The following is a 13,387-nucleotide window of genomic DNA, read 5'->3' on the forward strand; positions in this document are numbered from 1 at the left end:
TGGGGGCCCCGGGCTGCTTGGTACGCAGGGCCTGGCGCGGTCGGCCCCGGCCCGCCCGGGAGTACGTGGCCGGGCTCGCCCGGGAGTACGTGGCCGGGCCTGATCGGGAGCACGTGGGCGGGCTCGGCCGGGTGGCCGGGTTTTCCCCAGCGGGGCCGTTGTCCACAGCCGCTCCGGTGTCCGCGGAGCCGTCCGGGACAATGGGCGCATGGTGGAGTTTCTCTGGTTCTTGTTCGCGGTCGGCCTGATCGGCGCGGTCGTCGCGCCGTGGCTGCTGCGCCGCCGCTCCGGCGGCATTCGCCTGACCGAGCCGGGCGCGCCCGACGCGGCGGACCCGCTCGCCTACGGCTTCGTGCGCCAGGAGCTCCTGGACGTCCGCACCCCCGGCCCCGACCAGGACCTGATGGACGTGCTGGACGTCGTGCAGCGCACCCAGGACTGGCGGGCCGCGTCCCAGCTGCTGGCGGGCACGCCCAAGGAGGGCGAGGTGCGCTGGCAGCGGGTGCAGGCGTTCGCGGGCGCCGCGTCGCTGGAGCTCGCGCAGCAGCCGGGTGCGGGCGGCGCGTGGCTGCGGACGTGGCGCGCGGAGGCGCCGAAGGACGCGGGGGGCGCCGCCGTGCACGCGGAGTTCCTGGTCCAGCAGGCGTGGCGCACCTCCGCGTCCGGCACGGACGAGTTCCGCATCATCCTGGAGGAGGCCAGGAAGGTCTGCGGGGAAGCGGCCCTGCTGGCGCCCGGCGACCCGGTCCCGTACATCGCGGAGCTCGCGGTCGCCCGCGGCCTCGGATACTCGCCGGAGCAGTTCGACCAGCTCTGGGCGAAGATCATCGACCGGAGCCCGCAGCACATGGGCGCGCACCTGGCGGCGCTGCACTACTGGTGCGAGAAGTGGCACGGGTCGCGGCAGGACGCGGACCGGTTCGCCACGGCGGCGGCGGCCCGCGCGCCGCAGGGCTCCCTGCTGGCCGCGCTGCCGCTCTTCGCGGTGTGGGAGCACCTGCCGGACCTGGCCATGGTGCGGGACTTCTTCGGCACGGAGGTGGTGTCGAAGGCGATGGACGGCGCGCTGTACGCGGTGCACTCGGCGGCCCCGGACGACCCGATGCTGGCCCACGTGCGCCATCTGCTGCTGCACTTCCTGGTGCGGGCCGAGCGGTGGTCGGAGGCGATGGAGCAGATCGTGCAGGTGGACGGCTACGTGGGCGCGCTGCCCTGGACGGTGAGCGAGGACCCGGCCGCGGAGTACGCGGTGTACCGCGCGCTGGCGGTGGCCGGATACGAGGCCAACGGCGGCAGCCCGGCGACGCTCCTGCGCTGAAGCCGACCGCGGGCCGACCGGGCCGCGACCGCGCAACGGCGGGCGGCGGGTCGGGCGGCTGAGACGGCCTGGCGGCTGCACCGCGGGGCGGCGGCTGCACGGGGCGGTGCCTGCACCGCGGGACGATGGCTGCACCGCGGGGCGGCGGCTGCACGGGGCGGTGCCTGCACCGCGGGACGATGGCTGCACCGCGGAGTGGAGTCGCGCCGCCGGGCGGCGGCTGCACGCCGAGGCGGGGTTGCGCCGCCGGGCGGCGGCTACACGGCGGCGTGGTGGCTCACGTACACCTTGCGCAGGGTCTCGTGCACGGTCCACGTGGTGCGGTCGCCCTCCCGCAGGACGACCAGGTCGCCGGGGCCGACACGGAGGGTGGGACCGTCGGCCACCTCGATGGTGGCCGACCCGCTGACGACGACGAACACCTCGTCAGCCGCCGTGTCGGTGACGACGCCGGGTGTCATCTGCCAGATGCCCCGGACGGTCCGGCCGTCGGCCGACTCCCCGACCACCCGTCCGGAGACCTCGGGCCGCCCGGAGACGACCTGTGCGGGATCGAGGGGTTCGGCGGACAGGTCGGCGCCGGGGACGTGTACGGCAAAGCTATGCTCCATGGCCCGACCGTAGCCGTGCGGGAGGCCGCGGCGCCCCGGACAGGGTGTCGCGTGCGGGGCGGTCCCGCCGGACGATCCGCCGACCCGGCCGCCGCGGCACGGCCCCTGGGGCGCCCACCCGGTGACCGGTCCGCACCGACCTCGCACGCTGCGGCCACGGTCGGCCCGGACCACGGCCGCCCGGCCCTCCCCCACCACCGGACCGTGCACCGCACCGCCCTCGCCACCACCGGGCCGCGTACCGCTCCGCCCTCCGCCACCACCAGGCCATGCAGCACACCCCGCAACCTTCAGGCCATGCAGCACACCGCCCTCCCCACCACCGAGCCGTACAGCCCCACACTCCCCCTCCGCCACCACCGAGCCGTACAGCACACCCCCTCCCCGCTCACCGGGCCGTAGCGGGAGGGCGACCGCGGGGGGAAACACACTTGCGAGTGAACCCGCCGGTAGGTGATACTCCGCTTCCCCCCACAGCTTTGCCATGTCCATTTCCGGACACGGGTTCCCGGGCGCCGTTCCGCGGACATCGCACGGCAGGCGTCAGGTGACGGCACCGTCCCCGGGCGCCCTGCCGGCACCGCCGCGTACGCCGTCCCGCGACGCCGCCGCGCGGACGCCGTCACACGCCGACGTCCGCAGGGAGCCCCTGTCCGCGTTCCGTGGGGGGACTCTGCCCAATGGGCGCCACGCTGCGCGCCGCGCGCGCCTTCCTGCTGCTTGCCGGTTTCTACCTGCTCGGCCTCGCCATGCTCGCCGCCCTCGCCGGGATGGACTGGGCCGCCTCGGTCTGGGCCCCGTCGAGCCTCGCGCTCAAGCTGTACGTGGTCAGCGCCGTCCTGGCCGTGCCGATCGTGCGCGGCATGTTCATGCTCCGGACGCCCAAGGGCGAGCCCGCCCCCGGCGTCCTCGTCAGCGAGCAGCAGGAGCCCCGCCTCTGGCGGACCGTGCGGGAGCTGGCCGACGAGGTCGGCACCCGCGCCCCCGACGAGATCCGGCTGACCGCCGACATGAACGCCTCGGTCAGCGAGGACGCCCGCCTCCTCGGCCTGCTCGGCGGGACCCGCCGCCTGTACCTCGGCCTCCCCCTCGTGGCGGGCCTGACCGAGGCGCAGCTGCGCTCCGTCCTCGCCCACGAGATGGGGCACTACGCCAACTCCGACACCCGTCTGTCCGCGCTGACCGTCCGCGGCCGCGTGCAGGTCGCCCGTACCATCGCGCACTTCGAGGAGCGGGCCGGCAAGAGGGCCGACAAGGAACGCGTCCAGCAGGAGAAGAAGAACGAGAAGCGCCTCGCCAAGGGCAAGGCGGCCAAGGAGGTCGACACCGCCGGGGCCGGCGTCACCTACCGGACGATGGCCAAGGTCTACCGGGTGTACGGCCACTTCTACCTGCGGGCCACCCTCGCGTCCTCGCGCCGCCAGGAGCTGGCCGCCGACCTGGCGGCGGCCCGTATCGCGGGCCGGGACGCCACCGCCTCCGCGCTCCGTGAGCTCCCGGCCCTCTCCTCCGCGTTCGACTTCTACATGAACGCCTACGCCACCCTCGGTGTCGGCGCCGGTCTGCTGCCGCCGCCGGGCGAGGTGTTCGGCGGTGTCCGCCATCTACTGGCGGCCCGCGCCGACGAGCTGGAGGAGCTGCGCCGCGACCTGCCCACCGAGCCCGCGTCCCCCTACGACTCGCACCCGCCGATCGCCGAGCGCGTCGCCCGCCTGGAGGCACTGCCCGACGACGGCCGCGGCCTGGAGGGGACCGGCCCGGCTCTGGACCTGCTCGCGGACGCGCGGGCCGCGATGGAGGCCGTCGAGAAGGCCGTGCTCACGCCGGAGGCGCGGCGGATGGAGCGCGTGGACTGGCCGGAGCTGGTCCACCGTTCGATGACCGTGTACGTGGCGCAGGGCGCGGAGCCCGTCCGGAAGGCCACCGCCGAGGTGACGGGTGCGAAGCCTTCGCTGGACTCGCTGCTGAACGCCGTCGACCTGGGCGTCGGCTGGGAGATCGCGGACCGGCTGCCCAAGTCGGAGGAGGCCGAAGCGGCGACGGGCCGGGCGGCCCGCGAGTTCGCCCGCCCGGTGCTGTACCGCGGCCTGCGGGGGCTGGTCGTCTGCGAGCTGATCGCCCGCGGCGACGCCCGCTTCGAGCTGTCCTGGTCGGGCCCGGCGGAGCTGCGCCTCGCCGCCGGGTACGACGACGGGCTGGACGCGGCGCTGGAGGCCGCGGTCGACGACCGTCCGGACACGGCCCCGCTCCGCGCGCTCCTCTCCCCCGCAGCCGCCTGAACCACGGGGTGGCCGCACTCGCGAGCCACCCCGTGCCGACACGCACCACCACGCGCCCGCACGCACCACCGCGTGCGCACGCACCACCCGTGCACGCGGCCACGCACCACCGCGTGCCGCACGCACCACTCCGTACACCAGGGGCCCGCACCGCCACGTACACGAGAACACGCACCACCCCGTGCGCCGAGGCTCGCGCCGCCCCACGGCACGAACCGCCCCGCGGCACCAACCGCCCCGCGGGCCCGCACGGCCCCGTGCGGTGCACGGCGCAGCCCCAGCCCCCACGTCCCACCCCCACCCCCGAGGTCCCTGTGAAAATCCTGCTCTGGGTCGTCGTGACCCCCGTCGTCCTGCTGGTCCTCGCGGTCGGCCTGTATTTCCTGTGGGCCATCATCAGCGGCCTCATCGAGGGCTGGCGCGAAGGCTCCGCCTCCGACCCGGAGGCCGAGCGCGAGGCGCGGGAGGCCGCCGAGCGGTCCGCCGCGATGGGCCTGCTGCCGCCGGAGCGGCAGCACACGGAGCTGGGCTTCCCCGACGCCCCCGCCGTGACGGTGGCCATGGCCGCAGCCCGGGCGGGCGACTGGAAGCCCGCGGCCGAGCTGTTCGACGAGACGGCGGCGTCCCGCGACTGGGAGCTCCGCTCCCGCCACGCGGAGCGGCTGAGCGAGGTCGCCGCCGACGACGACGCCTGGCTGGCGGCCTGGGAGGAGGCGCGCCCCGACGACCCGGGCGCGGCGCTGCTCCGGGCCCGCAGTTCGGTGCGGCTGGCGTGGAACATCCGGGGTGCGCAGCGCGCCCAGCACACGTCGCGTGAGCAGTTCGAGGGCTTCCACCGCACCCTGGCCCGCACCCGGCAGGAGCACGCCCGAGCGGCCGAGGTGGCGGTGCCCGGCGACCCGTGCCCGTACGTGGGCGCGATCTGGACGGCCATCGGCCTCGGGCTGCCGCACGAGGAGATGCACCGCATCTGGCAGGAGATCACCAGCCGCGCCCCGTACCACTACGAGGCGCACTACTCGGCCCTCCAGTACTGGTGCGGCAAGTGGCGCGGCTCGGAGGAGCTGGCGAGGGCGTTCGCGGTCAAGGAGGCGGCGCAGGCGCCCCTCGGCACGCTGATGCGGGTGTTCCCGCTGATCGCGCACTTCGAGCACGACTCCTCGGACACGACCGACGTGGACCGCACCCCGGAGATGTACGCGGCGGTGGACGCCGCCCTCGCGGACGCGGCCGCCGCCGACCCGGACCACCCGCGGCTGCCGGAGGTCCGGCACCTGCTGGGCTACTACCTGAACCTCCAGGGCCGCTGGGAGGCGTCGGCCGAGCAGTTCCGCCTGGTCGACGGCTATGTGGGCACCCTGCCGTGGAACTACCGCGGCGACCCGGCGGGCGAGTACTGCCGTGTGCGGGACGAGAGCGTGGCCAAGGCGGCGGAGGCCGCGCAGGCGGCTTCCGGCGGGGAAGGGGCCTGACGGTGGACTTCATCCAGGGTGCGGTCATCGCGGGCTGCGTCGGGGTCGGCGTGCTGGTGTACCGCCGTGTCGCGGGAGGTGCGGGGGACGCCGGGGCCCGGGCGGCCCGGGAGGCGGCGGCGCTGGGCCTGCTCCCGGCGTCCCGGCAGAACACGCTGCTGCCCGGCCCCGACCCTGCCCTCCAGGGGGCTCTGGCGGCCGCGGCGCGGGGAGACGGCGGGCCGGCGGCGCGGCTCATGGCCGCCACGCGGGAGCGCCGCGACTGGCAGCGCCGCTCCCGGTACGCGGCGTGCCTGGCCGAGGCGGCCGTCGAGGGCGCCGGCGGCTGGCTCGACGCCTGGGAGGCCGCGGCGGGCCCCGACGACCCGGACGTGGCGGTGGTGCGCGTCGAGTTCACGATCCAGCTGGCGTGGGCGCTGCGCGGCTCGGACTGGGCGAAGAACACGACGGGCGAGCAGTTCGCCGGCTTCTTCCAGGTCCTGCCCCAGGCCGTGGAGCGGATCGAGCGGGCGGCGGAGCTGAACCCCGGCGACCCGACCCCGTACGTCAGCGAGGCAGCCGTCGCCTGCGGCCTGAACTACTCCCACGGCGACATGCGCCGCATCTGGAAGACGATCACCCGCCTCGACCCGTACCACTACCCGGCGCACGTCTCGGCCCTGCGCTACTGGTACCCCCGGTGGCACGGCTCCGACGAGCTGGCCGCGTCGTTCGCGCGGGAGGCCGCCGAGCAGGCGCCGGCGGGGACGCTGCTGCGGATGCTGCCGCTGATCGTCTGGTGGGACCACCGGGACGACGGCGCGAAGGAGGCGGACTTCCGCACGCCGGAGCTGGTCGCGATGGTCGACGCGGCCCTGGTGGACGCGGCGGCCGCGCCGCCGGACCACCCGGACCTGCCGAGGGCCCGCCACATGCTGGCGTACTTCCTGGCCCGCCAGGGCAGGTGGGAGGCGGCGCTGGAGCTGTTCCGCCTGGTGGACGGCCACGTGGGGGCGGCCCCGTGGAGTCAGTACGACTTCCCCGCGGTGGCCTACTGCCAGTGGCGCGACCAGGCGGTACGGCACGCCGGCCGGCGCTGAGGAATCCTGCGGGCGGCCCGCACGTTCCGTACAGACAAGGACCGCCCGAAGGAGAAGCCTCCATGTTCCTGTACCGCCGTACCCCTGAGCTGCCGACTCCGGAACAGGCGCTGAAAGGCCGCGCGGAGCCTGAGTTCGGCGTGCCCGAGCAGCACACGGTCCTCGGCAACCCCCTGCAGGGCCCGTATCCGGAGGGCCTGGAGGTGGCCGACTTCGGGCTGGGCTGCTTCTGGGGCGCGGAGCGCAGGTTCTGGCAGACGCCGGGCGTCTGGACGACGCTGGTCGGCTACCAGGGCGGCTTCACCGAGAACCCGGTGTACGAGGAGGTCTGCTCGGGCCTCACCGGCCACACGGAGGCCGTCCGCGTGGTCTACGACCCGCGGAAGGTGTCGTACGAGACGCTGCTGAAGGTCTTCTGGGAGTCCCACGACCCGACGCAGGGCTTCCGCCAGGGCAACGACGTGGGCACGCAGTACCGCTCGGCGGTCTACACCCACACCGGGGCCCAGGCGCAGGCGGCGGAGGCGAGCCGCGAGGCCTACCAGAAGGTCCTGACGGGTTCCGGCTACGGCACGATCACCACGGAGATCCTCCCGGCGGAGGGCCGCCCCTTCTACCCGGCGGAGCCGTACCACCAGCAGTACCTCGACAAGAACCCGGCCGGCTACTGCGGCATCGGCGGCACGGGGGTGTCCTGCCCGGTGGGGGTGGCGACGGCGGAGGGCTGAGCGCTCACGGTGCGTGCCCGACGGCAGCGACCGCCGGCGAGCCGGTTCCGCTGACGTCCCGGACGGGGCGGGCCGATGGCCCGCCCCGGTGGAGCACGGCCCTGCCGCCGGGCGCCGCAGGAGGCGGGCCGGGCGCGTGCCGGGCCGACCGGTGCCGTGCCCGGCCGGTACGGGACGCGCGCGGGCGGACGGTACCGGACGCGCGAAGGCGGTACCGGACGCGCGAGGGCGGTGCGGAACGCGCGAGGGCGGCGGTGCCCCGGGTGCACCGCCGCCCTCGCCCGTACCCTGCGGGACGCCTTACAGCGCCGAGCCGGCCTTCCAGTCGGACCAGTTCATGTTCCAGCCGTTGAGGCCGTTGCTCGGCTGGATGGTCTTGTCCTTGGAGTTCTTGACGATGACCACGTCGCCGATGAGCGAGTTGTCGTAGAACCACGCCCCGGGCTGGTTCGGGTCGTTCGCGCCCTTCACGTCGTTGAGGCCCACGCAGCCGTGGCTGGTGTTGGCGTTGCCGAAGACGGAGTCGGCGCCCCAGTAGTTGCCGTGGATGAAGGTGCCGGACGTGGACAGCCGCATGGCGTGCGGGACGTCCTTGATGTCGTACTCGCCCTTGCCGTCGTCGTCGGTGAAGCCGACCGTGGCACCGTTCATCCGGGTCTCCTTGAACTTCTCGGAGATCACCATCTGGCCGTTGTAGGTCGGGGTCTCCGGGGAGCCGGCGGAGATCGGGATGGTCTTGATCGTCTTACCGTCGCGGACGACGGTCATCGTCTTCTTCGCGACGTCGACGGTCGACACCTGGCTGCGGCCGACGGTGAAGGTGACGGTCTTCTCCTGGACGCCGTAGACGCCCGGGGCGCCCTGCACGCCGTCCAGCTTCAGCTTCAGCGTGACGGTGGAGCCGGCCTTCCAGTACTGGTCGGGGCGGAAGTCGAGGCGCTGGGAGTTGAACCAGTGGCCGACGACCTCCTGGCCGCTGGTGGAGGACACCTCGATGGCGGCCTGGACGGCCTTCTTGTCGGTGATCGGCTTGTTGAAGTTGAGCGACACCGGCATGCCGACGCCGACCTTGGAGCCGTCCTCCGGCGTGAAGTAGCCGATGAAGCTGTTGGCCTCGGAGACGGTGGAGAAGGAGGTGTTCTCGTGGGCCTCGCGGCCCTCGGCGTCCGCCGCCGTCGCCGTGATCTTGTACGTGGTGGAGCGCTTGAGCTGCCCGGTCGGCTCCCAGCTGGCGCCGTCGGCGCTGATCTTGCCCTCGACGGCGGTGCCGTCGGCCGAGGTCATGGTGACCTCGGTGAGCTTGCCGTCGGCGACGGTCACCTTGGTGCCGTTGTTGATGCTGACGTTGTCGGCGCCGTTCTTGGGAGCGATCTCTATTCGGGCCTGCGACGTCTTCTGCGCGGCCGCCTCGTCGACCTGCTGCTGGGAGGTGCCCGGACTCTGGCTGCTGCTGGTGTCGCCGCCCGCGCCGTCCACCGGGGCGTCGCCGTCGTTGCAGGCGGTGAGCACGAGCACACCGCTGAGCAGTGCGGACGCCGCCATCAGGCCCCTGCGCCGCTTGCTGTCCGTCATCACACGCTTCTCCATGGTCGCGGCTTCCCTGCCAACTCTTCCCACAACACCCATGACACCCGTTCCGGTTCCGTCCGGGACCGCGATGTGGGGAACACCACTGATCGACGCTCCGGTCCGGGGCCCGGTTCCCCGGTATAGGCGTGACCCCGGACACGCGCCCAGCGGGCGTGCGGTCCGGGGTCGTTCCAGCGTACGGGCAAGGGCGGAGGTGCCGTCACCCCGCACCCGCCCGGCGGCCGGCGGGCCTACCTCCCTCGCGTCTCCCCCCGCGCTCCCTCCTCCTCTTCCTCGTCCTCCTCCTCGGCGGTCTCGTCGTCCAGGTCCCACGCCTCCACGTCCGGGTCGTAGTCCGCCTGCTCGCTGCTCCAGGACGCCTGGACGAGCTCCACGCCCGGCATCTCGCCGAGCATCTGGAAGGGCTCGACGAGGTACGCGAGAGCTTCCGCTTCGTCGCCGCGGACGGCCGTCCTGGCGTGTGCGCGCTCCTCCTCGGGCATGAACTCGTCGTCCTCGATCCGTTGCAGAGCGGCATCGGTGAGCTCGCTCCGCTCGGTGACCTCCAGCACCAGGTCGACGCGAAGACGCACATACCGTGATGTCTCAACAGGGCTCATATGACGGAGCGTAAGCTCCCGGATCCGGGACTTTCCCGCGACCCGCTGCGTTCACTAGCATCGGAACGCCACCAATTCTCGGTTCCGCAAAAGGATCTGAAGCCGTGTCCGCTGCACGCCGACCCCTGCTGACCGCCACCGCCGCCGGGACGCTGCTCGGCGCGCTGTGGTTCGTTCCCTCGGCGAACGCCACCGACGACCGGCCGGCCTCCGGCACGGGCCGCGCAGGGTCCCCGGCGGCCCCGCGGGAGCCTGCGGGGCAGGACGCGCAGGAGCTGCGACTGGCCGAAACGGGCAGCCCGGACACCACGCCGTACCTCGTCGGCGGCACCGGCCTGCTGACGGCGGGCGCCGGACTGGTGGCCTTCGCGATGCGCCGCGGGGCGCACACCGCGCGCTGAAAGCGGCGGTGCACGCCCCGCGGGGAGCCGTACCCGGTGCTACGCCAGCGGGCCGGTGACCCGCTCGACGGCCGCGACCAGCTTCCCTTCCCGTACGAAGGCGTCGGCGGCCTCCAGGTCGGGCGCGAGGAACCGGTCCGGGCCGGGCCCCTGCACCCCGGCGGCACGCAGCGCGTCGATGGCGGCACGGGAGGCGGGGGCGGGGGTGAGCGTGTCGCGCAGCTCGACGGCCCGGGTCGCCGCGTACAGCTCGATCGCGAGGACGCGGTTGAGGTTGCCGATGGCGGTGCGCAGCTTGCGGGCGGCCGACCAACCCATGGAGACGTGGTCCTCCTGCATGGCGGAGGACGGGATGGAGTCGGCGGAGGCCGGCACGGCCAGCCTCTTCAGCTCGCTGACCAGGGCGGCCTGGGTGTACTGGGCGATCATGAGGCCCGAGTCCACGCCCGCGTCGTCGGCGAGGAAGGGCGGCAGCCCGTGGCTGCGGTTCTTGTCGAGCAGCCGGTCGGTGCGGCGCTCGGCGATGGAGGCGAGGTCGGCGGCGGCGACGGCCAGGAAGTCCAGGACGTACGCCACGGGCGCGCCGTGGAAGTTGCCGTTGGACTCGACGCGGCCGTCGGAGAGGACGACGGGGTTGTCGACGGCGGCGGCCAGCTCGCGCTCGGCCACCAGCCGGGCGTGGGCGAGGGTGTCGCGCCCGGCGCCCGCGACCTGGGGGGCGCAGCGCACGGAGTAGGCGTCCTGGACGCGGGGGGCCTCGTCGGCCTGGAAGTGGCCGACCAGCCCGGAGCCCTTCAGCACGGCCAGCATGTTGGCGGCGGCCGCGGCCTGGCCCGGGTGGGGGCGGATGGCGTGCAGCTCCGGGCGGAGGACCTTGTCCGTGCCGAGCAGCGCTTCGAGGCTGAGGGCGGCGGTGATGTCGGCCGTCTTGTAGAGCTGCTCCAGGTCGGCGAGGGCCATGACCAGCATGCCGAGCATGCCGTCGGTGCCGTTGAGGAGGGCCAGGCCCTCCTTCTCGCGCAGCTCGACGGGGGTGATGCCGTGGGCGGCGAGCAGTTCGGCGGCGGGGCGCACGGTGCCGTCGGGGCCCTCGGCGTCGCCCTCCCCCATGAGGGCGAGCGCGCAGTGGGACAGCGGTGCGAGGTCGCCGGAGCAGCCGAGGGAGCCGTACTCGTGGACGACGGGCGTGATGCCGGCGTTCAGGACGGCGGCCATGGTCCGGGCGACCTCGGGGCGGACCCCGGTGTGGCCGGAGGCGACGGTCTTGAGGCGCAGGAACATCAGCGCGCGGACGACCTCGCGCTCGACGCGCGGCCCGAGGCCGGCGGCGTGCGAGCGGACGATGTTGCGCTGGAGCCGGCCCCGCAGGTCATGGCCGATGTGCCGCGTGGCGAGCGCCCCGAACCCGGTCGACACGCCGTACACCGGCTCGGGCTTGGCGGCGAGGGCGTCCACGATCTCCCGGGCGTGCGCGAGCGCGTCGACGGCCTCCTGGGAGAGCTCGACGCGGGCGTTGCCGCGGGCGACGGCGATGACGTCGGCGGCGGTGGTACCGGACGTCCCCACCACGACAGTGTGCATATCCATATTCAGCAGCCTACGGATTGAATCGCTGCATGTCACTACCCTGCCGCAGCATCGCCCCTTACCGCCCGTCCCCACCCTCCGCCCGTCCCCTCGGCACGGCCTCGGCCACGGAAGCCGGTGTGCGGCCCGACGCCGGACGGCCCGGCCCGCCCGCGCTGCGGCATCCTGACCGGCACGGCACCGGGCACAGGCCCGGAGCGGGTGGCCCCGCCCGCGGGCACTGCCGCAGCCCCGGCCGGTGACCGGCGCCGGTCACCCCTCCCGCAGCGGCCGCGGCAGCCCGGCCAGGGTGCCACGCCGGCCACCCCTCAGGTCCGGGCCGCCCTCCTGCGGCGGCTGCGGCGCCCATGGGCGGGTGCCACGCCGGTCACCCCTCAGGTTCCGGGTCACCCTTCCGCAGCGGCTGCGGCGCCCAAGGGCGGGTACTGCGCCGGTCACCCGTCAGCTCCCGGGTCCCGCACCGGCGCCTCCTCTAACGCCGCGCCCCTCTCCGGTGCCGGCCTCGGGGCCGGTTCCTGCGGCTGCGGGTCCGGGCGGGCGTCGCGGAACCGGCGCCGGTCCCGGGCCGCCGCGGGCGGTGCGTCGGCGAGGCGGACCACCGCCCCGTCGCGCCCGGCGACCACCGGCTTGGGCGACAGCGCCGCCTTGGCCCGGTACTGGGCGGCGTCCGCCAGCCGGAACAGCCGCCGGGCGGACCGCACGGGCCCGATCGGGTCGCCCGTGGAGGCCACCCCGCAGGCGACGCCCTCGCCGAGCTCCAGCTCTCCGGCCCGTACGCACAGCTCGTCCGCCACCGCGACCAGCTCGTCGGCGCTCGGCCCCACCGTCACGAGGCAGAACTCGTCGCCGCCCAGGCGTGCCGCGAGCGCACCCGGCAGGCGTGCCCCGCAGTACGACAGCAGGGAGCCGAACCGTTCCAGCAGCCGGTCGCCCACCGCGTGGCCCTGGGTGTCGTTGACCCGCTTCAGCCCGTTCAGGTCGCAGACGACGAGGCCGACCGCGGAGCCGTCCGCGAGGTGCCGCTCGATGGCCTCCTCCAGGCGGGTGTCCACGGCCCTGCGGTTGGCCAGTCCGGTGAGCGGATCGGTGAAGGCCAGCTTGCGGACCTCCTCCAGCCGTTCGGTCTGCGCGATCCCCGCGGCGACGACCGCCGCCAGCACCGTCGCGAAGTCCGCGTCGCCCCGGTCGAAGACGGGCGCGCCGACCGGCCGGGCCACGTACAGCTCGCCCCAGGCCCGCCCGTGCAGGACGATCGGGGCGACGACGCAGCAGCCGCGGCCCCGCCGCCGGAGGGCGGCCGCCCGCCCCCAGGGCCTGGACCGCGCCGGGCCGGGCGGCGCCCCGGGCGGCGGTGGCCGGGCCGCGGCCCGCCCCGCCGGGGCCGAGGCCGTCGGCCGTCTCCACCCAGGCGTTGGGCTCTCCGCCGCCCGCCCAGCGTTCGTGCAGGAACTCGGTGATCTCGGAGAACTGGTACACGGGGTACGTCTCGTCCTCCGGGAACTCCTCCTCGTCCGGGGTCCGCTGACCGGCGTTCACCAGGACCTTGAGCCTGCCGAGGTCCCGCTGCCAGGTCGAGAGGGCCGCGAACGTACCACCGAGCGCGTCGCGCGCGCCGAGCGCCGCGGCGCGCCAGCACTCACGCGGCGTGTGCGCGGCCGCCATGGCCTGCGCCAGCGCCACCACGGCCCTCAGCCGGACATCCTCACCCATTCCTCAAGCTTAG

At 74.6% G+C, this 13,387-nt stretch carries 11 protein-coding genes and 1 pseudogene; 7 read left to right on the forward strand and 5 right to left on the reverse strand.

Annotation, left to right across the window (positions count from 1 at the left end):
- Positions 1-211: 211 nt before the first annotated feature.
- Positions 212-1,318 carry a hypothetical protein gene (locus L6E17_RS09190; RefSeq protein WP_236240418.1) on the forward strand — a complete coding sequence of 369 codons (1,107 nt, stop codon included), beginning with the start codon at positions 212-214 and terminating at the stop codon, positions 1,316-1,318.
- Between the two features lie 257 nt (positions 1,319-1,575).
- Here L6E17_RS09190 and L6E17_RS09195 read toward each other — a convergent pair whose 3' ends face one another.
- Positions 1,576-1,929 carry a cupin domain-containing protein gene (locus L6E17_RS09195; RefSeq protein WP_236240248.1) on the reverse strand — a complete coding sequence of 118 codons (354 nt, stop codon included), beginning with the start codon at positions 1,927-1,929 and terminating at the stop codon, positions 1,576-1,578.
- Positions 1,930-2,133: 204 nt separating this feature from the next.
- Here L6E17_RS09195 and L6E17_RS09200 point away from each other — a divergent pair, with 204 nt between their 5' ends.
- The 5 genes from L6E17_RS09200 (at position 2,134) to msrA (ending at position 7,487) form a co-directional block, all read left to right on the forward strand.
- Entirely contained in the window at positions 2,134-2,331 is a 198-nt protein-coding gene (locus L6E17_RS09200; RefSeq protein ID WP_236240435.1) for a hypothetical protein, read from the forward strand.
- A 278-nt stretch (positions 2,332-2,609) separates the two neighbouring features.
- On the forward strand, positions 2,610-4,208 hold the full coding sequence (locus L6E17_RS09205) for a M48 family metalloprotease (protein ID WP_236240249.1): 1,599 nt from the start codon (positions 2,610-2,612) through the stop codon (positions 4,206-4,208).
- Between the two features lie 314 nt (positions 4,209-4,522).
- A complete protein-coding gene (locus L6E17_RS09210; protein ID WP_236240250.1) occupies positions 4,523-5,680 on the forward strand; it encodes a hypothetical protein in 1,158 nt (385 codons plus the stop codon).
- 2 nt (positions 5,681-5,682) lie between these two features.
- Positions 5,683-6,759, forward strand: a complete 1,077-nt coding sequence (locus tag L6E17_RS09215) for a hypothetical protein (protein WP_236240251.1) — start codon at positions 5,683-5,685, stop codon at positions 6,757-6,759.
- A 62-nt stretch (positions 6,760-6,821) separates the two neighbouring features.
- A complete protein-coding gene (gene msrA, locus L6E17_RS09220; RefSeq protein ID WP_236240252.1) occupies positions 6,822-7,487 on the forward strand; it encodes a peptide-methionine (S)-S-oxide reductase MsrA in 666 nt (221 codons plus the stop codon).
- A gap of 300 nt (positions 7,488-7,787) precedes the next feature.
- Here msrA and L6E17_RS09225 read toward each other — a convergent pair whose 3' ends face one another.
- On the reverse strand, positions 7,788-9,074 hold the full coding sequence (locus tag L6E17_RS09225; RefSeq protein WP_236240253.1) for an Ig-like domain-containing protein: 1,287 nt from the start codon (positions 9,072-9,074) through the stop codon (positions 7,788-7,790).
- Between the two features lie 233 nt (positions 9,075-9,307).
- Positions 9,308-9,676 (reverse strand): hypothetical protein, encoded by a 369-nt coding sequence (locus L6E17_RS09230; RefSeq protein WP_236240254.1) that lies wholly within the window; start codon positions 9,674-9,676, stop codon positions 9,308-9,310.
- Positions 9,677-9,780: 104 nt separating this feature from the next.
- On the opposite strand from L6E17_RS09230, the gene L6E17_RS09235 reads away from it, so the two are divergent.
- Positions 9,781-10,077 (forward strand): LAETG motif-containing sortase-dependent surface protein, encoded by a 297-nt coding sequence (locus tag L6E17_RS09235; protein ID WP_236240255.1) that lies wholly within the window; start codon positions 9,781-9,783, stop codon positions 10,075-10,077.
- 39 nt (positions 10,078-10,116) lie between these two features.
- Here the strand turns inward: L6E17_RS09235 and hutH are convergent, their stop codons facing one another.
- On the reverse strand, positions 10,117-11,664 hold the full coding sequence (gene hutH, locus L6E17_RS09240) for a histidine ammonia-lyase (RefSeq protein ID WP_236240256.1): 1,548 nt from the start codon (positions 11,662-11,664) through the stop codon (positions 10,117-10,119).
- 530 nt (positions 11,665-12,194) lie between these two features.
- A pseudogene (locus tag L6E17_RS09245) lies at positions 12,195-13,374 on the reverse strand (diguanylate cyclase domain-containing protein); the annotation flags it as partial.
- Positions 13,375-13,387 lie beyond the last annotated feature (13 nt).

This window comes from Streptomyces sp. CC228A (assembly GCF_021390935.1).
In the GTDB taxonomy this organism is placed as follows: domain Bacteria; phylum Actinomycetota; class Actinomycetes; order Streptomycetales; family Streptomycetaceae; genus Streptomyces.